Annotated in this window: 24 protein-coding genes; 12 read left to right on the plus strand and 12 right to left on the minus strand. The window is 64.6% G+C overall.

Annotated features, from left to right (window positions below):
* Position 1: 1 nt before the first annotated feature.
* Both KZO25_RS01830 and tldD read left to right on the plus strand, forming a co-directional pair.
* Positions 2-3,829, plus strand: coding sequence for a YhdP family protein (locus KZO25_RS01830; protein ID WP_223135645.1), 3,828 nt, complete (start codon positions 2-4; stop codon positions 3,827-3,829).
* Positions 3,826-5,280, plus strand: a complete 1,455-nt coding sequence (gene tldD / locus KZO25_RS01835; protein ID WP_066449774.1) for a metalloprotease TldD — start codon at positions 3,826-3,828, stop codon at positions 5,278-5,280. The genes KZO25_RS01830 and tldD overlap by 4 nt, the downstream gene beginning before the upstream one ends.
* A 162-nt stretch (positions 5,281-5,442) precedes the next feature.
* Here the strand turns inward: tldD and yjgA are convergent, their stop codons facing one another.
* Positions 5,443-5,949, minus strand: a complete 507-nt coding sequence (gene yjgA, locus KZO25_RS01840; RefSeq protein ID WP_223135646.1) for a ribosome biogenesis factor YjgA — start codon at positions 5,947-5,949, stop codon at positions 5,443-5,445.
* Positions 5,950-6,099: 150 nt separating this feature from the next.
* Here yjgA and pmbA point away from each other — a divergent pair, with 150 nt between their 5' ends.
* The gene (gene pmbA / locus KZO25_RS01845; RefSeq protein WP_223135647.1) at positions 6,100-7,440 is read left to right on the plus strand and encodes a metalloprotease PmbA; all 1,341 of its coding nucleotides are present in this window, start codon (positions 6,100-6,102) and stop codon (positions 7,438-7,440) included.
* 45 nt (positions 7,441-7,485) lie between these two features.
* Here pmbA and KZO25_RS01850 read toward each other — a convergent pair whose 3' ends face one another.
* From KZO25_RS01850 to KZO25_RS01900, 11 genes are all read right to left on the minus strand, one after another.
* Positions 7,486-7,755 carry an HPr family phosphocarrier protein gene (locus tag KZO25_RS01850; RefSeq protein WP_223135648.1) on the minus strand — a complete coding sequence of 90 codons (270 nt, stop codon included), beginning with the start codon at positions 7,753-7,755 and terminating at the stop codon, positions 7,486-7,488.
* 2 nt (positions 7,756-7,757) lie between these two features.
* Positions 7,758-8,678 carry an RNase adapter RapZ gene (gene rapZ / locus KZO25_RS01855; protein ID WP_066446184.1) on the minus strand — a complete coding sequence of 307 codons (921 nt, stop codon included), beginning with the start codon at positions 8,676-8,678 and terminating at the stop codon, positions 7,758-7,760.
* Positions 8,679-8,717: 39 nt separating this feature from the next.
* Positions 8,718-9,194 carry a PTS IIA-like nitrogen regulatory protein PtsN gene (ptsN, locus tag KZO25_RS01860; RefSeq protein ID WP_066446187.1) on the minus strand — a complete coding sequence of 159 codons (477 nt, stop codon included), beginning with the start codon at positions 9,192-9,194 and terminating at the stop codon, positions 8,718-8,720.
* Positions 9,195-9,199: 5 nt separating this feature from the next.
* Complete coding sequence (gene hpf, locus KZO25_RS01865) at positions 9,200-9,508, minus strand: ribosome hibernation-promoting factor, HPF/YfiA family (protein WP_043514205.1); 309 nt, start codon at positions 9,506-9,508, stop codon at positions 9,200-9,202.
* A gap of 109 nt (positions 9,509-9,617) precedes the next feature.
* Positions 9,618-11,036, minus strand: coding sequence for an RNA polymerase factor sigma-54 (locus KZO25_RS01870; protein WP_223135649.1), 1,419 nt, complete (start codon positions 11,034-11,036; stop codon positions 9,618-9,620).
* A gap of 159 nt (positions 11,037-11,195) precedes the next feature.
* On the minus strand, positions 11,196-11,921 hold the full coding sequence (gene lptB, locus KZO25_RS01875; protein ID WP_066446194.1) for an LPS export ABC transporter ATP-binding protein: 726 nt from the start codon (positions 11,919-11,921) through the stop codon (positions 11,196-11,198).
* 7 nt (positions 11,922-11,928) lie between these two features.
* Positions 11,929-12,456, minus strand: a complete 528-nt coding sequence (gene lptA / locus KZO25_RS01880) for a lipopolysaccharide transport periplasmic protein LptA (protein ID WP_223135650.1) — start codon at positions 12,454-12,456, stop codon at positions 11,929-11,931.
* Positions 12,453-13,076: an LPS export ABC transporter periplasmic protein LptC gene (gene lptC / locus KZO25_RS01885; RefSeq protein WP_262488787.1), complete on the minus strand. Its 624-nt coding sequence runs from the start codon at positions 13,074-13,076 to the stop codon at positions 12,453-12,455. The genes lptA and lptC overlap by 4 nt, the downstream gene beginning before the upstream one ends.
* Positions 13,077-13,080: 4 nt before the next feature.
* On the minus strand, positions 13,081-13,638 hold the full coding sequence (locus KZO25_RS01890; RefSeq protein WP_066446211.1) for a KdsC family phosphatase: 558 nt from the start codon (positions 13,636-13,638) through the stop codon (positions 13,081-13,083).
* Positions 13,639-13,729: 91 nt separating this feature from the next.
* Positions 13,730-14,740 carry a KpsF/GutQ family sugar-phosphate isomerase gene (locus KZO25_RS01895; protein ID WP_066446215.1) on the minus strand — a complete coding sequence of 337 codons (1,011 nt, stop codon included), beginning with the start codon at positions 14,738-14,740 and terminating at the stop codon, positions 13,730-13,732.
* Positions 14,741-14,772: 32 nt separating this feature from the next.
* A complete protein-coding gene (locus KZO25_RS01900) occupies positions 14,773-15,720 on the minus strand; it encodes a calcium/sodium antiporter (RefSeq protein WP_223135651.1) in 948 nt (315 codons plus the stop codon).
* A 143-nt stretch (positions 15,721-15,863) separates the two neighbouring features.
* Here KZO25_RS01900 and KZO25_RS01905 point away from each other — a divergent pair, with 143 nt between their 5' ends.
* From KZO25_RS01905 to hisD, 9 genes are all read left to right on the plus strand, one after another.
* On the plus strand, positions 15,864-16,676 hold the full coding sequence (locus KZO25_RS01905) for an ABC transporter ATP-binding protein (RefSeq protein ID WP_223135652.1): 813 nt from the start codon (positions 15,864-15,866) through the stop codon (positions 16,674-16,676).
* Positions 16,673-17,455 (plus strand): lipid asymmetry maintenance ABC transporter permease subunit MlaE, encoded by a 783-nt coding sequence (mlaE, locus tag KZO25_RS01910; protein ID WP_066446223.1) that lies wholly within the window; start codon positions 16,673-16,675, stop codon positions 17,453-17,455. The genes KZO25_RS01905 and mlaE overlap by 4 nt, the downstream gene beginning before the upstream one ends.
* Positions 17,456-17,492: 37 nt before the next feature.
* A complete protein-coding gene (mlaD, locus tag KZO25_RS01915) occupies positions 17,493-17,957 on the plus strand; it encodes an outer membrane lipid asymmetry maintenance protein MlaD (RefSeq protein WP_223135653.1) in 465 nt (154 codons plus the stop codon).
* Positions 17,958-18,007: 50 nt separating this feature from the next.
* Positions 18,008-18,685: a phospholipid-binding protein MlaC gene (locus KZO25_RS01920; RefSeq protein ID WP_262488788.1), complete on the plus strand. Its 678-nt coding sequence runs from the start codon at positions 18,008-18,010 to the stop codon at positions 18,683-18,685.
* Positions 18,682-19,020: a lipid asymmetry maintenance protein MlaB gene (locus KZO25_RS01925; protein WP_066446265.1), complete on the plus strand. Its 339-nt coding sequence runs from the start codon at positions 18,682-18,684 to the stop codon at positions 19,018-19,020. Before KZO25_RS01920 ends, KZO25_RS01925 begins: the two co-directional genes overlap by 4 nt.
* Positions 19,021-19,145: 125 nt before the next feature.
* Positions 19,146-19,415, plus strand: a complete 270-nt coding sequence (locus KZO25_RS01930) for a BolA family protein (protein ID WP_066446267.1) — start codon at positions 19,146-19,148, stop codon at positions 19,413-19,415.
* Between the two features lie 13 nt (positions 19,416-19,428).
* Positions 19,429-20,691 carry a UDP-N-acetylglucosamine 1-carboxyvinyltransferase gene (gene murA, locus KZO25_RS01935; RefSeq protein ID WP_066446268.1) on the plus strand — a complete coding sequence of 421 codons (1,263 nt, stop codon included), beginning with the start codon at positions 19,429-19,431 and terminating at the stop codon, positions 20,689-20,691.
* Between the two features lie 42 nt (positions 20,692-20,733).
* Positions 20,734-21,396, plus strand: coding sequence for an ATP phosphoribosyltransferase (gene hisG / locus KZO25_RS01940; protein WP_066446271.1), 663 nt, complete (start codon positions 20,734-20,736; stop codon positions 21,394-21,396).
* A 66-nt stretch (positions 21,397-21,462) separates the two neighbouring features.
* Positions 21,463-22,785, plus strand: a complete 1,323-nt coding sequence (gene hisD / locus KZO25_RS01945) for a histidinol dehydrogenase (protein WP_223135654.1) — start codon at positions 21,463-21,465, stop codon at positions 22,783-22,785.
* Positions 22,786-22,856: the final 71 nt, after the last annotated feature.

The following is a 22,856-nucleotide window of genomic DNA, read 5'->3' on the forward strand; positions in this document are numbered from 1 at the left end:
GATGCATCCGATACGTCTGGTAGGCCGCTGGGCCTTGACGCTGGTGGCCATCGTGCTGGGGCTGCTGGCTCTGGTAGTGCTGGTGCTGCGCCTTGCCCTGACACAGGTTGACGAGCTCGCGCCGCGGGTCGAGCGCTTGCTGGAGGCCCGTTCGGGGGCCGTGGTCGACCTGGCGCGCATGGAAGCCCGCCTGGCCGGGGTCGATCCCTTGATTCAGGGCGGTGGGTTGACCATCCGCAGTCAGCGCGGGCCCGACGGATTGCCGCTACTGGAAGTCGAGCATGCCAGTCTGCGCTTGAATACCTCTGCTACTCTCAGGAACGGTTTCCTGGTGGTGGAGGATGCCAGGCTGAGTGGACTGACGTTGCACCTCTACCAGGATGCGCAGGGCAGCTGGCACTGGCCCGATCCCGCTGACATTCCCCCTGAATTCATGCCCAAGGGCGATTTCGATCTGGAAAACCTTGATTTCTGGATAGGGGTGCTGCTGCGCCAGCGTGCCTGGGCCGATGACGTTCGCCTGGTCCTGCATGGCCAGCAGGAGCGGGTGGAGATGCATGCCCCTCGGCTTCTGCTCACCGGCGACGAGCGTCATGCCCATCTCGAAGGGGAGGTGCATCTCGAAGGCCAGGATGAGCCTGCCTTGATGGCTGCCTTGAACGTCTTCCCGGGTCCTGGTGGGCTGCGCGACTTCAGTGCCGCCCTTCAGGCCGACATGAAGCTCGAGACGCTGATTGGACTGGTCGAGCTACTTGCCTTCGATGACCCCCTGCGGCTGGAGGAAGCCGAGGGGGACGCCCGGCTATGGGGGCGCTGGCACCGAGGAGCGCTGGCAGATGCCCGGCTGGATCTTGATGTGCCGCGACTGGCGCTGCGGCGTGGTGGCGATCTTATCCTGACCGAGCCGTTCAAGGCGCGTGGGCAACTGTTGCGCGGCGAGGATGGCTGGCAGGCCTGGCTTGAGGGTGATGCCACGGCTACCGACTGGGCCGAACTTGGGGCTCCGACGGCAGCGCCGGGGCCGGCGCTGCCGCGCTACTGGCATCTGAGGCATGCGGCGGGCGAATGGTGGCTCAACACCAGTGAATTCGATCTCGCTTCGCTTGCCGCATGGCGCGAGCGGGTCCTGCTGCCCGAGGGGCTGACCCGGGTCATCGAGACTCTCGATCCTCATGGGCTGGTTGCGGGCCTGGGGGTGGGACGTGAAAACGGCAGTTGGGTGGCGCGAGCTGCGGTCCATCAGGTTGCCGTCTCGGCCTGGGGAGAGGTGCCGGGCGGCGGGCCGCTGGACGCCTGGGTCGAGGCGAGGGACCTCTCCGGTCGCGTGCACTTCGTCGGTGTCGACGCCCCGGTTTTCGAATTACCGCGAATTTTTGCCGACCCCATGGCGCTGTCCCACGCCAGTGGAGTGGTCAGCTGGTCCTATGACGGGCCGCGCAGCTTTGTCAGCGGACGCCGCCTGAAGGCGGGCTGGCAGGGGGCCGAGGTGGAGGGCAGCTTCGGGCTGGTCGTCGGCGGCGATCTGCGCGGTGGCCTGGGGCTGGACCTGAGGTTCCGTGACGCCGACGCGCTGGAGCGTCCCCTCATGGATTGGCTGCCGATCGGCGTGCTCGGCGATGAACTCGAGCAGTGGCTGGATTCCGGCGTGGCGGGCTTCGTACCCAACGGTTCTTTCAAGCTCCACCTGCCGATGTTCAGAGAAGGGGAGCGTGTACCTCCCAGCATGGCACTGGACCTGGATATCGAGCGTGGACGGCTGCCTTTCGCTCCCGGCTGGCCGACCCTTGATCAGGTCGAAGGCCGGCTGCAACTGGGTATCGATACCCTGGAGGCCGATGTCCACTATGCCGAAAGCCTCGGCGTCGAAGTGCGTCGCGGCCGCGTCACCCTTGCCGATGAGTATCTGGCGGTGAGCGGTGACCTGATGGCCGATGTCGACGCGCTGCGGCGGTATCTCGGGGCCATGCCGGTGGAGGGTATGGAGCTGGTCGATCCATGGCGGGGCGTCGGTGGGGCCACCGGTGAGCTGCTCCTTGGCCTGCCTCTCGGCGAGCCCGAAAACATGGCGCTGGACCTCGAGACCACGGTGGCGCTGGAGCAACTGACCCACCGGGACTTTGGCGTCACATTGCGCGACGTCAGCGGCCCGCTGGCCTGGCGTCAGCGAGGCGAGGAGGAGGGTGGGCTCCAGGGGCGGCTGGAGGCTCGCCTGCTGGGGGGCCCTCTCGCGGCGGATATCGATACCCGCGCTGGCAGGGTTGATCTCGAAGGTGCCATCGACGTAGCCCGCCTGTTGGAGCTTGACGCCATGCCCGACCTCGGGCCACTGCTATCCGGCCGGCTGCCCTGGCAGGGAAGACTGCGCACAGGTGAGCGCAACACGTTTCGCCTGGAGAGCGGCCTGCAGGGCCTGGCCATTAATCTGCCGGCCCCGCTCGGAAAGGCGGCGGGAGAAACGCGCTCCCTGTGGGTCGACGCCGACCTGGACAGGCGAAGCGTAGAAGCCGAGCTGGGTGGCGATCTGCGGGTGCGCTGGAGGGACACGCCGGGAGCGGGCGGCGGCCAGGGGCAGGCCTGGCTGGGGCGCTGGCCCAGCTCCCCGGCCTGGCCCGACGGTGAGGGTTGGGATATGGATCTCTACCAGTCCCGTCTCGACTTCAGGGAGTGGGGCGGTGTCCTGGCTTCGCTGGCGGACGCCGGGGAAGCGGCGGCCAGCGAGTCTCCGTTGCGCAGGCTGAGGCTGGAGACGGCTTGCCTGGTAGGCCCGGATGGTTGCCTGGGGGCGGCGACGGCCTCGGCCCAACCTCAGGCGGGAGGAGGATGGCGTGTGAACATGGATTCCAGCCTGTTGACCGGCCACCTTGACTACCGACCCACGCTGGCCGACCCCCTCGATATTGCCCTGCAGCGCTTGACCCTGGACGGTCTGATGCCGGCACAACAGGAGGGCGTGGGTGCATTGCTGGACGAAATCGACGTGGCAACCGACCCCGCGCCGCTGCCAAGCTGGGTCGGCCAGCTACCTCACGGACGCCTGCGGATTGCCGATATTCAGTACCAGGGGCGTCAGATGGGACCCTTGACGGCTCGCTGGCAGAGCGGGCCGGACCGCTTGACCGTGTCGCCATTGGGCCTGACGCTGGGACAGGTCTCGGCCCATGGTGAAGTAATCTGGGAGTCCGCCGGTCCGGGCGATAGCCTGACCCGCTCACGGCTCTCCCTGGACGGCCGGGACCTGGGCTCGGCGTTGGAGGCATTCGGTCAGCCGGTGGCCATTCGCAGCGGGGAAACCCGAGTCAGGAGCCAGCTTGCCTGGCCGGGGGCGCCGTGGCAGTTCGCCCTGGCCCGCTCACGTGGCAATATCGACGTGGAGCTGCGCAATGGGCGCTTCGTCAACCTGGAGTCACCCACGGCCAGGCTGGTCGGCCTTCTCAACGTCGACAACCTCGTACGCCGGTTGCGAATGGACTTTTCCGACGTGACCGGGCAGGGTACGGCTTTCGATCATGTGGTCGGTGCCGCTACCCTGTATGCAGGCGTGCTGGAAACTCAGGGACCCGTGAATATCAGCGGACCGGCAACCAGCTTCACGCTCGATGGTACCGTCGACCTGGCCAGGCGGGAACTCGACCAGCGGCTGGGCGTCACAGTGCCAGTCAGCAGCAGCCTGCCCCTGGCCGCCGTCATTGCCGGGGCTCCGGTGGTGGGCGGTGCCCTGTTCATCGCCGATCGCCTGTTCGGCCGCGCCATCGACCGGGTCACTCGAATTCACTACCGCGTGCGTGGTCCCTGGACCTCGCCGCAGATCACACTGGAAACCGCCGAATGACGACACGACCGCAAGCCATGCTCGATACCGCCGCCGATATCCTGCTGCGTCCCGGCGGCCTCGGCCTCGAGTCGCTGGATGCCGGCCTGAGGCACGTGCTCACTCCCGGCGTCGACTACGCCGACCTCTATTTCCAGCGCAGTTGGCACGAGAGCTGGGTGCTGGAGGATGGGGAGGTGAAGGAGGCCGGCTACAACATCGATGGCGGCGTAGGCGTGCGCGCCATGGCCGGCGAGAAGACCGGCTTCGCCTACTCCAACCAGATCACGGCCGATGCCCTGGCTGAGACGGGGCGTACGGCGTCTGGCATCGTGCGCAGCGGCGCTGCGCTGTCCGCGGCGCCCCGGGTGATCAGCCAGGCCAGCGTACGCTACGACGCCATCGATCCCCTCTCCGGTCTTTCGGCCGAGGAGAAGATCGCCCTGCTCAAGGAAGCCGACCGCGCGGCTCGCGCCGCCGACCCCTCGGTTTCCCAGGTCAGTGCGTCGCTCTCCGGCGTCCACGAAGTCGTCCTGGTACGCGCCAGCGACGGCACCCTGGCGGCGGATATCCGGCCGCTGGTGCGCTTCAACGTCAGCGTGATCGCGGTGAAGAATGGGCGTCGCGAACGTGGTAGCGCGGGCGGCGGTGGGCGCTATGCCATGGCTCGCCTGCGTGACGAGAACGTGGCCGAGCGCTATGCCCGGGAAGCCGTGCGCCAGGCACTGGTCAATCTCGATGCGGTGGATGCGCCGGCGGGACAATTGCCGGTGGTACTGGGGCCAGGCTGGCCGGGCATCCTGCTGCACGAGGCGGTGGGGCATGGCCTGGAGGGCGACTTCAATCGCAAGGGAAGCTCGGCCTTTGCCGGGCGCATGGGCGAGCGCGTCGCGTCCCCGGGTGTGACGGTGGTCGACGATGCCACCCTGGCCGATCGGCGAGGCTCCATGAGCGTGGATGACGAGGGCACGCCGGGGCAGTATACGCCGCTCATCGAGGACGGCATTCTCACCGGCTACATGCAGGACAAGCTCAATGCCAGGCTGATGGGGATGGCGCCCACCGGCAACGCCCGTCGCGAATCCTTCGCCCATATGCCGATGCCGCGCATGACCAACACTTACATGCTGGCCGGCCAGGACGAGCCGGCCGATATCATCAAGAGCGTCAGGCGCGGCATCTATGCCGTCAGCTTCGGTGGTGGGCAGGTGGATATCACCTCGGGCAAGTTCGTCTTCTCGGCAAGCGAAGCCTACCTGATCGAGGACGGCCGCATCACCGCGCCGGTCAAGGGTGCGACGCTGATCGGCAACGGCCCGGAGGCCATGGGGCGGGTCTCGATGATCGGCCACGACCTGGAGCTGGATACCGGGATCGGCGTCTGTGGCAAGGACGGGCAGGGGGTGCCGGTGGGCGTGGGCCAGCCGACGCTCAAGCTGGACGAGCTCACTATCGGCGGCACTGCTTCCTGAACATAGGCGGCTTGTCGCAGGCTGGGTGAGATGCGTTGTGGACGGCCGGCTGCGCCAGGCCGAGCGCTCCAAGAGAGACTTGTCTATGAGTCTTCGCTGTAGGAGCGCCGGTTCCCGTCGCGACTGGAGGCCGCAGGCCTCCCGGCGGTGTTGCCGGGGCTGCTAGAGCCCCGCCGTATCGCGGATCAGCCGGAACAGCCGACGCGAGCTGGTGGGGGGCTTGTCCTGCTCACGCTCGCGACGAGCGTTGCGAATCAGCTGGCGCAGGGCCTGGCGGTCGACATCGGGATAGTCGGCAATGAAGGTTTCGACGGCGTCGTCGCCCTCCTCGATGAGGCGGTCACGCCACTTCTCGAGGCGGTGGAAGGCCAGGTCGCGATGGCGGGACTCCTGCTCGATGGAATCGAACACCGCCTGGATGGCGTCGAGGTCCTCGCCGCGCATGAGCTTGCCGACGTACTGCATATGGCGGCGACGCCCTTCATGGGAGCGGATGCGCGAGGTCTCCTCCACCGCCGCCAGCAGGTCGTCGGAGAGCGGGAACCGTGACCGCTCCGCTGGCGTCATGGCGATGATCTGTTCGCCCAGCGCCTGCAGCTTGTGCATCTCGCGCTTGAGCTGTGACTTGCTGGGCCGCTCGTCTGGCTGTGAAGGGACTTCCTGGGACATGCCGTTACCAACTAGTGTGAAGGGTCAACAGTATCGTGAGCTTGATCGCCCCGGTGGGATCAATGCGACACAGTATACCAGCCCGCCAGCGCATGGCGGGATACTGACACGTTCGAATGCCGGCCGGGCCGGTGAATGAGGGAGAGACAGATGACACAGGCTTTCGATGCCGCCGCTCAACAGCCGCTGCTGACGTCCCGTGCCGAGCAGGCACTGGCACTGGCACGACGCCTGGGCGCCGACGCCTGCGAAGTGGGTGCCAGCGTCGACCAGGGAATCGGCATCAGCGTGCGTGAGGGCGAAGTGGAAACCGTCGAGCTGTCCCGCGACCAGGGCATCGCGGTGACCGTCTATCAGGGGGGACGCAAGGGCAGTGCCTCCTCGACGGATGCCAGCGATGAGTCGATACGCGCGGTCGTGGAAAAGGCCGTGGCCATCGCCCGTTACACCGGCGAGGATCCCGCGGCGGGGCTGGCGGATGCCGCGCTGATGGCGACGGAGCTCCCCGATCTGGACGTGCACCACCCATGGGCGTTGACCACCGAGCAGGCCATCGACCTGGCCTTGGCCTGCGAGGCTGCCGGCAGGAGCCAGCCGGGGATACGCCAGTCCGAAGGGGCCTCGCTCTCCAGTGGGGAAGGGGTGCGGGTCTATGCCAACAGCCACGGCTTCCTGGGCAGCCAGTGCGGCAGCCGCCACTCGCTCTCCTGCATGCTGATCGCCGAGGATGAAGGGGGCATGCAGCGCGACTACGACTATACCAGTGCCCGCGATCCGCGGGATCTGCTGGCACCCGAGGCTGTCGGACGTTCGGCGGCGGAGAAGACACTGCGCCGCATGGGCTCCCGGCGGCCTGATACCGGGCGCCTGCCGGTGCTGTTCGATGCCACGGTGGCCAGTGGCCTGATTGGCCATCTCATGAGTGCGATCGCCGGGGGCTCGCTGTACCGGCAGGCCTCCTTTCTCTGCGACCGCTTGGGCGACGGGCTCTTCCCGGCCTGGTTCTCCCTCTATGAGCGGCCCATGGAGAGGGGCGGCATGGCCAGCTCCCCCTTCGACAATGACGGGGTCCAGACCCGTGACAACGTTTTCATCGAGAATGGGCAACTGGCCAGCTACATGCTGTCCGCCTACAGCGCCCGGCGTCTCGGCATGCAAACCACCGGCAACGCCGGCGGTGCGCGGAACCTGCGTATCGACGCTCCGCTGGCAACCCGCGACGAACTGCTGGCGCGCATGGGCCGCGGGGTGCTCGTCACCGAGCTGATGGGGCAGGGGGTCAATGGCGTCACCGGCGATTATTCCCGGGGCGCTGCCGGCTTCTGGGTGGAGAACGGGGAAATCCAGCACCCGGTGGAGGAGTTCACCATCGCTTCGAATATGGAAGCGATGTTCAAGGGGCTGGCCGCGGCCGGCAGCGATATCGACACCCGTGGCAGTATCCATTCCGGCAGCTGGCTGATCGATGAGATGACCATCGCTGGAGGCTGAGGCGGGCCATCAGGGGCGCTGTGTCACGTCCAGGGGGAGGGGTGCTTAGGCATCCTCTTCGAAGCGGGCATCGAACAGGGTCTCCAACGCATCGAGGACCTGTTCGGCGTCCTCTCCCTCGGCGCTCACCGTCAGCTCGGTGCCGCACGGGGCGCCGAGCATCAGCAGTGACATGATATTGCAGGCGTCGGCATCCTGGCCGCCACGGCTGACAGTGACGCGTGCCTGGTAGGGTTGGCAGCACTGCACCAGCTTGGTGGCCGCTCTGGCGTGCAGGCCACGCTTGTTGGTCAGTGTTAGCTTGCGGCTGGCCACGCTTACGACTCCTTGCGTTCAGGCTTTCCCGGAGCGTCCTGTGGTGAGGGGGAGACCGGCGTGTGTATGCCGAGCTCCCGGTGGCGCAGGCGAACGTCAGGCTGCAGCTGGGCCAGGTGGTGTGCCAGCCGTTCGGCAAGGTATACCGAGCGATGCTGTCCACCGGTGCAGCCGATGGCGACGGTGAGATAGCTTCTGTGGCTGCTGCGATAGGCGGGGAGCCAGCGCTCGATCCAGCCGATGATGTCGTCAAGCATCTCCCCCACCAGCGGATACTGCTCCAGGAACTCAACGATGCTGGGCTCGCGGCCGGTGGCGGAACGCAGCCGCGGGTCCCAGTAGGGGTTTGGCAGGCAGCGGGCATCAAAGACGATATCCGCATCAAGGGGCACCCCTCCCTTGAAGCCGAAGGACTCGACGGTAAGCGTCAACTGATCGGGCCGATGGCTGGCAACCTGGTCGGTGATGCGGCCTCGCAGGTCATGGACCGAAAGCCGGGAAGTGTCGATGATCAAGTCGGCCAGATTGCGAATGTCGCTCAGGGTGGCGTCTTCCGACTCGATTGCCTCTCCCAGCGTCATGTCGCTGCCACGCGTCATCGGATGGCGTCGCCGTGTGGCCGAGTATCGCTCGATCAGAATTCTTGCATCTGTGGTGAGGTATATTACCTGGCAATCGATCTTGCGGGCGCGCAGCTCCTCGAGCAGACGGGGGAAGCGCTCCAGGGCATGGGGGAGGTTGCGTGAGTCGATGCTGACAGCAATGGAGGATTGTCCGGACGGTCCGCTGGGCAGTTCTTCCACCAGCGATCCCAGCAGCATCGCTGGAAAGTTGTCGATGGCGTAGTAGCCCAGGTCTTCGAGCGCCTGCAGTGCGATCGACTTGCCGGAGCCGGAACGGCCACTGATGATCACGAGCTGCATGCGGGTCTCCTGGTTGGCTGGCCGGGCGGCCCGGGAAGGTCAGAGCGGCGTCGGCGTCTGTCGTCGAATGGCTTCAATGAGCCGCTCGTGGAGCTCACGTTGGCTGTTGCTCTTGCGCAGTGCCACTCGAGTGTCGACATCGTTCATGATGCTGGCCACCTGGCTGAGTAGCGCCAGATGTGTATCGTCCGCCTCTTCCGGGACCAGCAGTACGAAGACCAGGTCGACCGGCTCTCCGTCGATGGCGTCGAAATCGATAGGCTCCGCCAGCTGGAGGAAGGCCGCGACCGGACTGTGACAGTGGGGGCTCCTGGCGTGAGGAATGGCCACCCCATTGCCGATGCCCGTGCTACCGAGGCGTTCTCTGCCGATCAGGCGGGCAAAGACTTCCTGGCTGTCGAGGCTCGGCGTGTTCTGTGCGATGAAGGTGCTGAAGAATTCCAGCACCCGTTTCTTGCTGCCACCGGGGACGCCGAACAAGGCGCGCTCCGGCGGCAGAATGGTTTCCAGTGTCATGGCAATCAGCGAATGCCGGCGCCCTGGGCGCGGGCCTGGGCTTTTTCCTTGTGTTTGACCAGTTGACGGTCGAGCTTGTCGGTCAGTGCGTCAATAGCGGCGTACATGTCGGGATCGGTGGCCTCGGCATGAAGGTCGGCGCCGGCAGCATGCAGGGTGCAGGCGGCCAGTTGACGCTCCTTCTCTACCGAAAGCGTGACCTGGACGTTGGTGATGTTGTCGTAGTGGCGCTGCACGCGGGTCAGTTTTTCGCTGACGTAGTCACGCAGGGCATCGGTCAGTTCCACATGGTGGCCGGTAATATTGACTTGCATGACAGGCTCCTTCGTCCTTCGGGTGGTGCCTCGATTGTAACCCTTTTTGAGGCCCTGCAAACCCCTCCCTTTCCGGTTTCCTGCGAAGGGTCAAGAGAGCGGGCTGGGGTCAGCGAAATCGCTTGCGCTCGCTTGAGGAGGGTATGCCCAACGCTTCCCGGTACTTGGCGACGGTTCGCCGCGCAACGCGGATGCCGTCCTCGGCCAGCAGATCGACCAGGCGACTGTCCGACAGCGGCTTGCGGGGCGGCTCGTCCTGTACCAGCTTGCGGATCCGGGCACGGATCGCGGTGCTGGAATAGGCGTCGCCTTCGCCTTCTCCGCCGCCGACATGGCTGGAGAAGAAGAACTTGAGTTCGAACACGCCGCGCGGCGTGTGGATGAATTTCTGGGTCGTTACGCGAGAGATGGTCGACTCATGCATATCCACGGCCTGGGCAATATCAGCCAGTATCAGTGGCCGCATGGCCTCCTCCCCCTGCTCGAGAAAGTCGAGCTGGCGGGCCATGATCTCGCGGCCGACCCGCAGCAGGGTGTCGTTCCGGCTGGCCAGGCTCTTCATCAGCCAGCGCGCCTCCTGAAGGTGATCCTTGAGAAACTGGTTGTCCTGGCTCTTGTCGGCGCGCCTTACCAGGGCCACGTAATCGGGCTGGATGCGCAGTCTTGGCAGGGCGTCGGCGTTGAGCTCGACACGCCAGCCGCGCTCGTCATGGCGAGCGAGCAGGTCGGGGGTGATGTAATTGCCACTCACCTCGGCGAACTCGCTGCCCGGGCGCGGGTCCAGCGAGCGAATCAGACCGATCACCTCCTCCAGGGCCTCATCGTCCAGCCCCAGGCGGCGCTTGAGCAGTCGGCGATCGTCGCTGGCCAGGGCTTCGAGGAACTGGCGGACGAGGCGCCTGGCCTGGGGGAGCAGCGGGGTGTCGTCGGGTAGTGCCGCGAGCTGCAGCATCAGGCATTCACGCAGGTCCCGGGCAAAGACACCGGTAGGTTCGAATTGCTGCAGACGCAGCAGCACCTGCTCGACCTCCCGGGTTGGCAGGCCCTCGAGGCCCTGCTGGCGAAGCCCGTCGCGAATCTCTTCCAGCGGCTGCGCCAGGTAGCCGGTGCCGTCCACGGCATCGATCAGGCTCTCGGCGATCTGGCGCTGGCGCTCGCTGAGATCGGTCATCGCGAGCTGCCAGATCAGGTGGCTGGCCAGGCTCTGCCCGGCGGCCTGGCGTTCAAAATCAGGTCCTTCGCCGCTGCCCGAGCTGGCGCCATGGTCGGGGTAGGTGTCAGACCAGTCGCTGTCGGTGGAAAGTTCAGAGGGAATTTCGCTGGCCCAATCGTCGTCTTGGACCGCTTCGGCGGTCTGTTCGCCGAAGCCGTCGTCGAGTTCCAGCATGGGGTTGGTTTCCAGCGCCTGCTGGATCTCCTGACGCAGATCGAGCGTCGAGAGCTGCAGCAGCGCAATCGCCTGCTGCAGTTGGGGCGTCATGGTCAGCTGAGTGCCGACACGGAGTTGCAAGGATGCTTTCATGGCCATGAGAATAGGGGGCTCATCTGCCGAAAAAAACCACCCTAGCCCCCAATGGTTCGACTTGCAAGTGGTTTGAGTGCAATAAGCATGCCATCCGCAATTTCCGTGCCGAATATGCATGTTTATATTGACAGCAGGCAGTTGTGTTGATTCGAGTCGCCAGGTTTAGAGACGGAAGTCCTCGCCGAGATAGACCTCACGCACCCTGCGGTTGGCGAGAATGGCATTGGCATCACCTTCCGCAATGATCTGCCCGTCTCCGACGATGTAGGCGGTATTGCAGATATCCAATGTCTCGCGCACGTTGTGGTCGGTGATCAGGACGCCGATATCACGCGCCTTGAGCTGACGGATGATGCCTTTGATTTCACCAACGGAAATAGGATCCACGCCAGCGAAAGGCTCATCGAGCAGGATGAAGGCCGGCTCGGTGGCCAGCGCCCTGGCGATCTCCACCCGTCGCCGTTCGCCGCCAGACAGGCTCATGCCGAGATTGTTGCGGATATGGGTAACATGAAAGTCTTCCAGCAGCTCTTCCAAGCGCGCATGACGGCCTCGTCGGTCCAGGTCCTTGCGCGTCTCGAGAATGGCCATGATGTTATCCGCCACCGAGAGCTTGCGAAAGATCGAGGCTTCCTGGGGAAGGTAGCCAATGCCGGCGCGGGCTCGCTCATGCATGGCCGACCCGCTCAGGTCCAGGTCGTCGATATGCACTTCACCGGCGTCGGCGCGGACCAGGCCAACGATCATGTAGAACGAAGTGGTCTTGCCGGCACCGTTGGGGCCGAGAAGGCCGACGATGCTGCCCTGCTCGATGGAGAGGCTGATGTCGTGTACCACACGGCGACGCTTGTAGCTCTTGGCCAGGTGAGTGGCTCTCAGGGTCTTCATTACCACGTCAGCGCTCCGGTTGCAGGGTCATGCGAATCCGCTGGCGCCCTTCGACACCTTCGCTCTCGGCACGAGCCTGAACCACGCGGCGATCGAGGAAGTACTCCAGATAGCCGCCATCGAAGGTATCGCCCCGCTGATGCAGCTCGGCCCTGTCGATCAGTTCGACGCGGCGCTCGGCGACATGATAGATGATGGTTCGCCCCCAGCCACGCACCACGGGTTCGTCCGGGTCGGGCTGCTGCTCGATATAGGCGCGCTCGCCGGTGGCGATGGCGCGAGTCAGTTCGCCAGCCTGGTTGCGGCGGATCTCGACCCGGTTGCCGGTCAGTTGCATGGTCCCCTGGCGAATGTCCACGTCACCGGTATAGACGGCGGTGCCGGCGGTGTCGTCGAGATCGAGCTGGTCGGCCTCGACTTCGATAGGTTGGTCGGCGTCTCGCTGCTGGGCCAGGACCGGGCCGCTTCCCCACGCCATGCCAACCAGCGCCAGGGCGATTAGCATGCGGGCGGTTGGGAACTTGAATTGCTTCATGGCGTGACATCCTCTGGTTCGATGGCTTCGGCCTGGCCCTGCTGGGCGCGCTCCGGGGGGTGGTGGCCGCGAACATTGTCGGTCAAACGTGACCGGTTGTCATGGATCCAGGCATCGAAGCGGTCGCCGCGCATGTGTTGGGGGGGCTGCTGGAGCAGTGCCGGGGTGTCGCTCCAGGCGTGCCCGACATTGGCGTCGAAGTGCAATATTTCTGTGTCGAGCTGCCAGCGTTCCTCGGGGGCGAACAGTCGGGCGTTGCCGGTCAGTGTCAGTGGATTGCCCCCGGGGCCAAGTCGCCCTTCGTCGCCGTTGGCAATCCAGCGCCTACCCTCTCGATCGATCAAGTGGGCCACCGGGGTTACCGCTCGGGTGACATCATCGTGAGGAGTATGCACCAGGCGCGGGCTGTCCAGGCGCTGGTGGGCACGGCCCTGGGCGTCGAATCGCGTCAGCCTGGCTTCTTCGAGGTAGTAGTCAGGTTCGCCGGCCTCGTCGGTGGGCACCGGGCCGGGAGCGGGAGTCTGCCAGGGCGCTAGCCACGCCAGCAGTGCTCCCAGGCCAATCAGGATCAGCAGGAGCCATAGTCGAAACGAGGGGCGGGGCAGGCGCTTGGGCAGCATGGGGTCAGTGCTGGACGTGAAGATAGGTGTCGACCAGGGCGTCTCGGTGTCCCTGGGCTTCGAGCAGGGTATCGCAGATCTCGCGAACGGCCCCGTGGCCACCGCTGCGTAAAGTGACCCAGTCGGCCAGGGCGTGAATGTAGGGAGGGGCTCCAGGGACGGTGATCCCAATGCCGGCCCGCTGGATGGCGGCCAGGTCGGGAAGATCGTCGCCGCAATAGGCGACCTGCTCCAGAGAGAGGTTCTTGCGTCGGCAGAGTTCGCGCAAGGTGGCCAGCTTGTCCTCACAGCTCTGGAAGACGTGGTCGATGCCCAGCGCGGCAGCGCGATGACTGACCATGGAGGATTCTCGACCCGTCAGCAGGGCAACCTGGATGCCGGCGCGCCGCAGCAGCTTGATGCCCAGCCCGTCCTGGGTATGGAATGCCTTGATCTCAACGCCGTCGGCCTGGAAGTAGAGTCGTCCGTCGGTCAGTACCCCATCGACATCGAGGGCCAGTAGACGGATCTGGCGTAGACGGTCGAGGAGCCGGGGGTCGTTGATCGGAGTTGCCAGAGCCATGGGCTCTCCTTGTGGTTCAAAAGGTCAGTGGTTCAAAAGGTCAGGGGTTCAAAAGGTCAGGGGTTCAAAAGGTCAGGGGTTAAATGGGTCGTCAGATCACGCCGCTGCGCAGCAGGTCGTGCATGTGCAGGGCACCGACCGGATGTCCTTCTTCGTCGACCACGGCCAGGGCCGTGATCCGATTGTCCTCCATGACGCGCACCGCCTCGGCGGCCAGCAGGTCGGGGGCGATGCGCTTGCCGGGGCGAGTCATGACGTCATCGACACTCAGTTGGCTGAGGTCGGTATGCTGGTCCAGGGTGCGGCGCAAGTCGCCATCGGTATAGACACCAATCAGTCGATTCTGCACGTCCACCACACAGGTGAAGCCGAGCCCCTGTCGGGACATCTCCAATAGTGCGTCCCGCAGCGGGCTGCCCATCGGGACGCTCGGCAGTCGCGTACCCTGATGCATGAGATCGGCGACCCGTAGCAGGAGCCGCTTTCCCAGGCTGCCTCCCGGGTGTGAGCGGGCGAAGTCCTCAGCGGTGAAGCCGCGGGCTTCCAGCAGGGCGACGGCCAGGGCATCTCCCAGGGCTAGCGCCGCTGTGGTAGAGGCGGTGGGGGCCAGGTCCAGGGGACAGGCCTCACGGGCGACGGCGGCACTCAGGTGAGCGTCGGCATGGCGGGCCAGCGTCGACTCGGGGTTCCCCGTCATGCTGACCAGCGGCGTGCCCATACGCTTGAGTAGTGGCAGAATCGCCGTGACTTCTCCGGTTTCACCGGAGTTGGAAAGGGCCAGCACCACATCGCCCGGAGTGATCATGCCGAGGTCGCCATGGCTGGCCTCGCCGGGGTGGACGAAGAAGGCCGGAGTCCCGGTGCTGGCCAGGGTCGCGGCGATCTTGCCGGCAATATGGCCCGATTTTCCCATGCCGGTGACGACCACCCGACCCTGGCAGGCAAGCATGAGCTCACAGGCATGATCGAAATGGCTATCCAGTCGATCGGCAAGGGCGCCGATGGCCTGGTGTTCGATTTGAAGCGTGCGACGGGCGCTATCGCGCAATGGCGATACGTCGGCGGGATCGGCTTGATGTGGAGAAGCAGCGTCTATGGTCATGATGATGATTGTTGCCCGTTGTGGCGTTTCACTCAAGGAGCGCCGTTGCCGACAAGCCCCAGCCAGCCCAGATAGGCGAGATAGCACCCCAGCAGCAGGCTGGCAGGCAGACGCTCGATGCGGCCTTGGCGCTGCCACAGAAGCAGCATGGACATGGCCAGGGTCAGCAGCAGCATGATCGGATAGTCGCGGCTTGCCGCTGCCGCATCGATCGGCCCAGGTGCGAGCAGGGCAGGAATGGGCAGCACTGCCAGCAGGTTGAACAGGTTCGAGCCGATGACATTGCCGATCGCCAGTTCATGGTGCCCCTTGAGGGCGCTGGCCACGCAGGCGGCCAGCTCCGGCAAGCTTGTGCCGATGGCCACGACGGTCAGGCCGATGATCAGCTCACTGACGCCCATGCCCTGGGCCAGTTCACTGGCGCCCCAGACCAGTATGCGGGAACTGAGTGCCAGCAGCAGCAGCGTGCCGACCAGCCAGCTAAGCGCCCGTGGCAGCGCCAGGTCGGGTATATCTCCCATCGGGGCGACGTCCGGGGTATCGGCACGAACCAGCCACCACAGGCTGAAGATCAGCAGGAGGGAGAGAAACAGTGCGTCGAAGCGTCCCAGGATGCCGTTGGCCAGGGCATAGCCTGCCAGTCCGGTGGCGCCAAGAAGCAGCGGCAGCTCGCGCCGCACCAGAGAGAAGGGGACGGGGATCGGTCGAACCAAGGCCGTGATGCCGAGAACCAGGCCGATGTTGGCGATATTCGAGCCAAGTGCGTTGCCGGTGGCCAGGTCGGGGATACCATCCAGTGCTGCGAATACCGCCACGACCATTTCCGGGGCCGAGGTCCCCAGCGCCACCACGGTCATGCCAATCAGCAGGGGACTCAGGCCGGTGCCGCGCGCCGTGGCTGCGGCAGCGCCGACGAAACGATCGGCGCTCCAGACCAGACCGATGAGGCCGACAGTGGCCATGAGCAGGGGGATCAGCATGAATAAGGCGGGGCCGAGGCATCGAGGAGGCGTATATTAGACGTGCTGGCGGGCCCGGGTGCAAGTGCGGCCTGCGTTGGGCTGGCGCCCTGCGACCCGGTTAGGATACGATGTTCGATAATTTTTTCGATGGACGTCTCGCAATGACCGATTCCCCCTTCGTGGTGGTGGAGGGTCTGCATTTCGCCCGGGGGGAGAAGGACATCTTCCGCGGCGTGGAACTGCAAATCCCGCGGGGCAAGATCACCGCCATCCTGGGTCCCAGCGGTACGGGCAAGACGACCCTGCTCAAGCTGATTGGCGGGCAGCTCGCCCCCGATGCTGGTTGCGTCAGTATCGACGGCGAGGATGTGCATGCCCTGTCCCGAAAGGCGCTTTTTCGATTGCGGCGTCGCATGGGCATGCTGTTCCAGAGCGGTGCACTCTTCTCCGATCTCAGCGTATTCGAGAACGTGGCTTTTCCCCTGCGCGTACATACCGATCTGCCCGAGGCGATGATCCGTGACGTGGCGCTGATGAAGCTGCAGGCAGTCGGGCTGCGCGGCGCGCGCGACCTGATGCCATCGGAGCTTTCCGGGGGGATGGCCCGGCGGGTCGCTCTGGCGCGTGCCATTGCCCTGGACCCCGAACTGATTCTCTACGATGAGCCCTTCGTGGGGCAGGATCCGATTTCCAAGGGGGTGTTGGTCCAGCTGATCAAGCGGCTCAATGATGCGCTGGGCCTGACTGCCGTCGTGGTGTCGCACGATATTCAGGAGACGCTGTCCATAGCCGACTATGTCTACGTGATTTCCGATGGCCGGGTCATGGCCCAGGGTACGCCGGATTCACTGGACGTGGATGAGGATCCGCGAGTCAGTCAGTTCGTCCATGGCGAGCCCGATGGTCCGGTCCCTTTTCATTATCCGGCGACGGATTTCTTCAGCGACATCCTCAATGGGGAGGGGCGCCCATGATCGGGCGAATCGTGAGCTTCGGGCGGCGCGGTTGCGAAGTGCTCGAAGCCCTGGGCCGGGCAGGGCAGTTCCTGGCCCAGTCAGCCGTTGGTGTGCCGTCCCGGGAGGGCTGGTACCTGTGGCTGCGGCAGGTGCATTTCGTCGGCGTGCTGTCGCTGGCCATCGTGCTGGTTTCCGGGCTCTTCATCGGCATGGTGCTGGCGCTACAGGGCTACACCCTGCTGGTTGACTTTGGTGCCGAGCAGGCGCTGGGTCAGATGGTGGCGCTGTCGCTGCTGCGTGAACTCTCACCGGTCGTGGCGGCACTGCTGTTTGCCGGCCGGGCCGGCTCGGCGTTGACCGCCGAGATCGGCCTGATGAAGGCCACCGAGCAGCTCACCAGCATGGAGATGATCGGCGTCGACCCCCTGAGGCGGATAGTGGCCCCCCGGCTGTGGGCCGGTTTCGTGGCGCTGCCGGTGTTGACCGTTGGCTTCAGTGTGGTCGGCATCTACGGCGGTTACCTTGTGGGGGTCGAGTGGCTCGGGGTCTTTGAAGGCTCCTACTGGGGCAATATGCAGGGCAGCGTTGATTTCATTGGTGATGTCGGCAACGGCATGGTCAAGAGCGTGGTCTTCGCCCTGGTGGTCACCTGGATCGCGGTGTTTCAGGGTTATGACCTGGTGCCCACATCGGAAGGCATTTCGCGGGCTACCACGCGCACCGTGGTCTACTCGTCACTGGCGGTGCTCGGCCTGGACTTCGTGCTCACCGCGTTGATGTTTGGTGGATTTTCCTGATGACGGGAAGACTTGTTTTGACGTTCGGAGAGACGCAATGAAGCGCAGCAAGACGATGGAGCTGGGGGTCGGCCTGTTCATGCTGGCGGGTATCCTCGGGCTCCTGTTCCTGGGGATGCGGGTCAGTGGCATGGCCTTCACCGCCCCGGGCGACACCTTTCGGCTCGAGGCCAACTTTGCCAATATCGGCAGCCTCAAGCCACGCGCCCGAGTCACCATGGCGGGTGTGACCGTGGGGCGGGTGACAGCCATCGAGCTCGATACCGACTGGTACGATGCCCGCGTGGTGTTGGAGCTCGACGGCGAACTCGAGGGCAGGCTTTCTCGAGACACCACCGCTGCGATTCTCACTGCCGGACTGCTTGGCGAGCAGTACATCGGGCTTACGGTCGGCGGGGATCCGGACACCCTTGTCGATGGCGATACCATCCGCGACACCCAGTCCGCCATGGTGCTGGAAGAACTCATTCAGCAATTCGTGTCCAATATGGTCAGCGACTAGAGGCCCTGGCCTTGTGTCACTCAATCATCGCTTCGTTAAGAGGTCACCCCATGACAGGTCAACCCAAGACACTGATGTCTCGCTCCCATACTCTCCTTCGCCTGATGGTGGTGGGGTTGTGCCTGGCGCTGTTCTCACTGTCGGCACAGGCCGAGCCGGAGCGCAGCCCGGAGCAGGTGATTCGCGACAGCGTCAACGAGATGATGGGACAGATAGAAGGGCGTGAGGATTACTTTGCGGCCAATGTGAATGAGCTAAAGGCCTTGGTCGATGAGAGCCTGGATGAGGTTGCCGATTTTCGCTATATCGGTGCGAGTGTGATGGGACGCTACTTCCAGAACGCCACGCCTCAGCAGCGCTCCCGCTTCGCCAATACCTTCCGCCAGACGCTGATCGACACCTATACCAAGGGCCTGGTCACCTTCGACTATCGTGAACTTCGCGTGCTTGACAGCCAGCGGGCACCGCGTCACGAGGATCAGGCGAGCGTGGCCATGGAGGTGGTTGCTGTCGATGGTACCGTCTATCCCGTCAGCTATACGCTGCGCCTCTCTGACGGGCAGTGGAAAGTGGTCAATGTCATTGTGAATGGCATCAATCTGGGCCTGACGTTCCGCAACCAGTTCGACCAGGCCATGCGCGACCATAATCGGGATTACGATGCCGTGATCGCCAACTGGTCGCCAGAACTCGCTGCCGACGAACTCGAAGAAGGCGGAAGAGATTGAGCCTGCTGCTCGACCGTGGCGGTGTACGTCTCGAGGCCAGCCCCGCCAGGCTGGCCGTGACTGGCAATGTCGATTTCGACATGGCTGCACAGCTTGCCGAAGCCGGTAGCGGCTGGCTGGCCGAGCAGCCGTCCGGCTCCCGGATGGAGCTGGACCTGAGTGGCGTGGAGCAGGTCAGCAGTGCGGCACTCAGCGTCTTGCTGGAGTGGACCCGATGCTCGCGTGCTGCCGGCATTCAGCTGGATTCGGTACGGCTCTCCCAGCCCCTGCTCAGGCTGACAAGGGTTGCCGGTCTCGATGCCCTGCTGCCTGTTGCTGAAACATCCTTCTCTTGAGTTACGCCCTGCCCGGCATCGCCAAGTGGGGCGCTTTTCATTACCATGTCACCATAATCTGTCTCTGGCACCGACCCCCTGGGGTCGTGTGCCCCCCCGAATCGATCACAGGAGTTCCGGTTTCCATGCAACCCAGTGATGTCAAGGCGCTGCTAGAGGCCCGTATCGAAGGCTGCGATTTTCATATTCAAGGCGAAGGGTGCAATTTCCAGGTCATCGCCGTGGGCGATGTGTTCGACGGCCTGTCGCCGGTCAAGCGCCAGCAGTTGATTTATGGCGCCCTGTCGGAAGAGATCGCCTCCGGTGCCGTTCATGCCGTCAGCATCAAGACCTATACCCCGGCGCAGTGGATTAGCGCGCCGGAGAATGCGGCTTCACAGAATCAGGGCGCCTGACGGTCGAACCTCCATGGACAAGTTGATTATTACCGGCAATGGCCCGGTCAACGGCGAGGTCTGGGCCAGCGGCGCCAAGAATGCGGCCCTGCCTATTCTCTGTGCCACGCTGCTCGGCGATGAGCCCGTGACCATCGGCAATCTGCCGCATCTGCAGGACATCACGACCACGCTGGAGCTGCTGGGGCGCATGGGCGTCGAGCCGGTGATGGGCGAGAAGATGACCATCCAGCTTGATGGAGCCCAGGTGAAGGATTGCCATGCTCCCTACGAACTGGTCAAGAAGATGCGCGCCTCCATCCTCGTGCTCGGCCCGCTGCTGGCGCACTTCGGTCATGCGGATGTGTCGCTGCCCGGTGGCTGTGCCATCGGCTCGCGCCCCGTGGATCTGCATATTCGTGGACTGGAAGCCATGGGCGCGGAGATTCGCGTCGAGGGTGGCTATATCCGAGCCCGGGTGGATGGACGACTCAAGGGGGCCACGATCTTCTTCGACACCGTCACCGTTACCGGCACCGAAAATCTCTTGATGGCTGCGACCCTGGCCACCGGTACCACGATACTGGAGAACGCTGCCCGCGAGCCCGAGGTGGTTGATCTGGCAGAGTGCCTGATCAAGATGGGGGCCAATATTCGCGGACAGGGTACCGATACCATCGTGATTGAGGGTGTCGAGCGGCTCCACGGTGCCTACCATGACGTCATGCCGGATCGCATCGAGACCGGCACCTTCCTGGTGGCCGCCGCGCTCAGTCGCGGCAAGGTGCGGGTGCGCAATACCCGTGCCGACATTCTCGAGGCGGTGCTGGCCAAGCTGGAAGAGGCCGGTGCCAAGATCACCCTGGGAGACGGCTGGATCGAGCTGGACATGGAGGGGCGTCGGCCGCGTCCGGTGAATATTCGTACGGCGCCCTATCCTGCCTTTCCCACGGATATGCAGGCCCAGTTCGTGGCCCTGAATGCGGTGGCGGACGGTAACTCGCGGGTGGTCGAGACCATCTTCGAGAACCGCTTCATGCATGTGCAGGAACTGAATCGCATGGGCGCCAACATCGTGCTTGAGGGCAATACGGCGCTGATTACCGGTGTCGAGCGACTCTCCGGAGCGCCGGTCATGGCCACCGATCTGCGGGCCTCGGCCTCGCTGGTGATCGTGGCGATGATGGCGGAAGGGGAGACCATGGTGGATCGTATCTACCATATCGATCGCGGCTATGAATGCATCGAGGAGAAGCTCCAACTACTTGGTGCGCGGATCCGTCGAATTCCCGGTTGAGCGATTCGTTCGACATGCGCTTTTCCGACCACAGGCGAGACCATGAGCAAGCAATTGATTCTGGCCCTTTCCAAGGGCCGTATTCTCGATGAAACGCTGCCGCTGCTGGCCGCTGCCGGCATCACGCCGGCAGAGGACCTGGGCAAGAGCCGCAAGCTGCTTTTTGACACCAACCTGGCGAACGTCAAGCTCGTTATCATCCGCGCCACCGACGTACCCACCTATGTCCAGCTCGGGGCCGCCGACCTGGGTGTTGCCGGCAAGGATGTGCTGCTCGAGCATGGCGCCGAGGGTCTCTACGAGCCGCTGGATCTCGAGATCGCCAGGTGCAAGCTGATGACCGCCGGCATCGATGGCGCCGAGCCGGCCCGTGCGCGTCGCCGGGTGGCCACCAAGTTCGTCAACGTGGCGCGGCGCTATTACGCGGAGCAGGGCATCCAGGCCGAGGTGATCAAGCTCTATGGCGCCATGGAGCTGGCACCGCTGATGAATCTGGCCGACGAGATCGTCGATATCGTCGATACCGGTAATACGCTGCGCGCCAACGGCATGTCGCCGCGGGAACTGATCGCACCGATCAGTACTCGTCTGGTGGTCAACAAGGCGGCCATGACCATGAAGCACGCACAGCTCAAGCCGTTGATTGCTCGCCTGACCGATGCGGTGGGCAAGCGGCGTGCCAGCGAAAGCGCCATCTCGCCTTGAGCGCCGCGGCGTAAGGCAAGTGAGCGCATTACCACTGCTTTCATTCTTGTAGAGGCGAACGCCATCATGAGCGAAACCCTTGTCGATGCCGTCGAGATTGCGCGGCTCTCAACCGCCGACGGCGATTTCGAGACGCGCCTCGACGCGCTGCTCGCCTGGGAGGGCGTATCCGATGCCGAGATACAGCGTCGTGTCCATGACATCCTTGCCGGTGTCAGGGCGCGGGGCGACTCAGCGCTGATAGAGTATTCCAATCGCTTCGACCGGCTAGCCGTGTCGAGCATGGCGGAGCTGACCCTCGGTGCGGAGCGCCTAGAGGAGGCCTTCGTCGGTCTTCCCGAGGAGCAGCGTGATGCCCTGTCGAAGGCGGCGGAGCGTATCCGTGCTTACCATGACCGGCAGAAGCCGGAGTCCTGGGCTTTCACCGAAGCCGACGGCACCGTCCTGGGGCAGCAGGTCACGGCTCTGGATCGTGCCGGTATCTACGTCCCCGGGGGCAAGGCGGCCTACCCCTCCTCTGTGCTGATGAACGCCATACCCGCCCATGTTGCCGGGGTGCGCGAGATCGTCATGGTAGTGCCCACCCCGGACGGTGTGCTCAATGAACTGGTGCTGGCGGCGGCGCACCTGGCCGGGGTGAACCATGTCTTCACCATAGGCGGCGCCCAGGCGGTGGCAGCGCTGGCCTATGGCACCGAGACGGTGCCCCGGGTCGACAAGATCGTGGGCCCCGGCAACATCTACGTCGCCACTGCCAAGCGCGCGGTATTCGGCCAGGTGGGGATCGACATGATTGCCGGTCCCTCCGAGATACTGGTGGTCTCCGACGGGGGAACCGACCCCGACTGGTTGGCCATGGATCTCTTCTCCCAGGCGGAGCATGACGAGGATGCCCAGGCGCTATTGGTCAGTTGGGACGCCAGCCACCTGAATGCCGTGGAGGCATCAATCGAGCGGCTGCTGCCGACCCTGGAGCGGGAGCAGATCGTGCGGCAGTCACTGTCGCGCCGCGGCGCACTGATTCACTGCCGCAACAGGGAGGAGGCGATCCGCTTGATCAACCGGATCGCGCCGGAGCACCTGGAGCTCTCCATGGCCGATCCGGAAGCGCTGCTGCCGGAGGTGCGCCATGCGGGCGCCATCTTCATGGGGCGCTACACCGCCGAGGCGCTGGGCGACTACTGTGCCGGCCCCAATCATGTGTTACCGACTTCAGGAACGGCGCGCTTCTCATCGCCGCTGGGTGTCTACGATTTCCAGAAGCGCTCCTCCATCATCAACTGCTCCCGGGAGGGGGCATCGAAGCTGGGGCGGATAGCGTCGATTCTTGCCCGGGGCGAGTCGTTGACCGCCCATGCGCGTTCAGCCGAGTATCGGATCCAGAAGTAGCGCTGTCGGCCGCTGCCGGGGCGATAACACGAAAGACCCTGTCCATCGAAAGTGGGCAGGGTCTTTTTTCG

Origin of the sequence: Halomonas sp. ANAO-440 (assembly GCF_019915905.1) — a bacterium.
Lineage (GTDB): Bacteria > Pseudomonadota > Gammaproteobacteria > Pseudomonadales > Halomonadaceae > Halomonas > Halomonas chromatireducens.

What these genes read in the sequence shown, in the direction of transcription:
- KZO25_RS01830 (WP_223135645.1), top strand. Translation starts at nt 2, where the DNA reads ATGCATCCGATACGTCTGGTAGGCCGCTGGGCCTTGACGCTGGTGGCC.
- tldD (WP_066449774.1), top strand. Translation starts at nt 3,826, where the DNA reads ATGACGACACGACCGCAAGCCATGCTCGATACCGCCGCCGATATCCTG.
- yjgA (WP_223135646.1), bottom strand. Translation starts at nt 5,949, where the DNA reads ATGTCCCAGGAAGTCCCTTCACAGCCAGACGAGCGGCCCAGCAAGTCA.
- pmbA (WP_223135647.1), top strand. Translation starts at nt 6,100, where the DNA reads ATGACACAGGCTTTCGATGCCGCCGCTCAACAGCCGCTGCTGACGTCC.
- rapZ (WP_066446184.1), bottom strand. Translation starts at nt 8,678, where the DNA reads ATGCAGCTCGTGATCATCAGTGGCCGTTCCGGCTCCGGCAAGTCGATC.
- ptsN (WP_066446187.1), bottom strand. Translation starts at nt 9,194, where the DNA reads ATGACACTGGAAACCATTCTGCCGCCGGAGCGCGCCTTGTTCGGCGTC.
- hpf (WP_043514205.1), bottom strand. Translation starts at nt 9,508, where the DNA reads ATGCAAGTCAATATTACCGGCCACCATGTGGAACTGACCGATGCCCTG.
- KZO25_RS01870 (WP_223135649.1), bottom strand. Translation starts at nt 11,036, where the DNA reads ATGGCCATGAAAGCATCCTTGCAACTCCGTGTCGGCACTCAGCTGACC.
- lptB (WP_066446194.1), bottom strand. Translation starts at nt 11,921, where the DNA reads ATGAAGACCCTGAGAGCCACTCACCTGGCCAAGAGCTACAAGCGTCGC.
- lptA (WP_223135650.1), bottom strand. Translation starts at nt 12,456, where the DNA reads ATGAAGCAATTCAAGTTCCCAACCGCCCGCATGCTAATCGCCCTGGCG.
- lptC (WP_262488787.1), bottom strand. Translation starts at nt 13,076, where the DNA reads ATGCTGCCCAAGCGCCTGCCCCGCCCCTCGTTTCGACTATGGCTCCTG.
- KZO25_RS01890 (WP_066446211.1), bottom strand. Translation starts at nt 13,638, where the DNA reads ATGGCTCTGGCAACTCCGATCAACGACCCCCGGCTCCTCGACCGTCTA.
- KZO25_RS01895 (WP_066446215.1), bottom strand. Translation starts at nt 14,740, where the DNA reads ATGACCATAGACGCTGCTTCTCCACATCAAGCCGATCCCGCCGACGTA.
- KZO25_RS01900 (WP_223135651.1), bottom strand. Translation starts at nt 15,720, where the DNA reads ATGCTGATCCCCCTGCTCATGGCCACTGTCGGCCTCATCGGTCTGGTC.
- KZO25_RS01905 (WP_223135652.1), top strand. Translation starts at nt 15,864, where the DNA reads ATGACCGATTCCCCCTTCGTGGTGGTGGAGGGTCTGCATTTCGCCCGG.
- mlaE (WP_066446223.1), top strand. Translation starts at nt 16,673, where the DNA reads ATGATCGGGCGAATCGTGAGCTTCGGGCGGCGCGGTTGCGAAGTGCTC.
- mlaD (WP_223135653.1), top strand. Translation starts at nt 17,493, where the DNA reads ATGAAGCGCAGCAAGACGATGGAGCTGGGGGTCGGCCTGTTCATGCTG.
- KZO25_RS01920 (WP_262488788.1), top strand. Translation starts at nt 18,008, where the DNA reads ATGACAGGTCAACCCAAGACACTGATGTCTCGCTCCCATACTCTCCTT.
- KZO25_RS01930 (WP_066446267.1), top strand. Translation starts at nt 19,146, where the DNA reads ATGCAACCCAGTGATGTCAAGGCGCTGCTAGAGGCCCGTATCGAAGGC.
- murA (WP_066446268.1), top strand. Translation starts at nt 19,429, where the DNA reads ATGGACAAGTTGATTATTACCGGCAATGGCCCGGTCAACGGCGAGGTC.
- hisG (WP_066446271.1), top strand. Translation starts at nt 20,734, where the DNA reads ATGAGCAAGCAATTGATTCTGGCCCTTTCCAAGGGCCGTATTCTCGAT.
- hisD (WP_223135654.1), top strand. Translation starts at nt 21,463, where the DNA reads ATGAGCGAAACCCTTGTCGATGCCGTCGAGATTGCGCGGCTCTCAACC.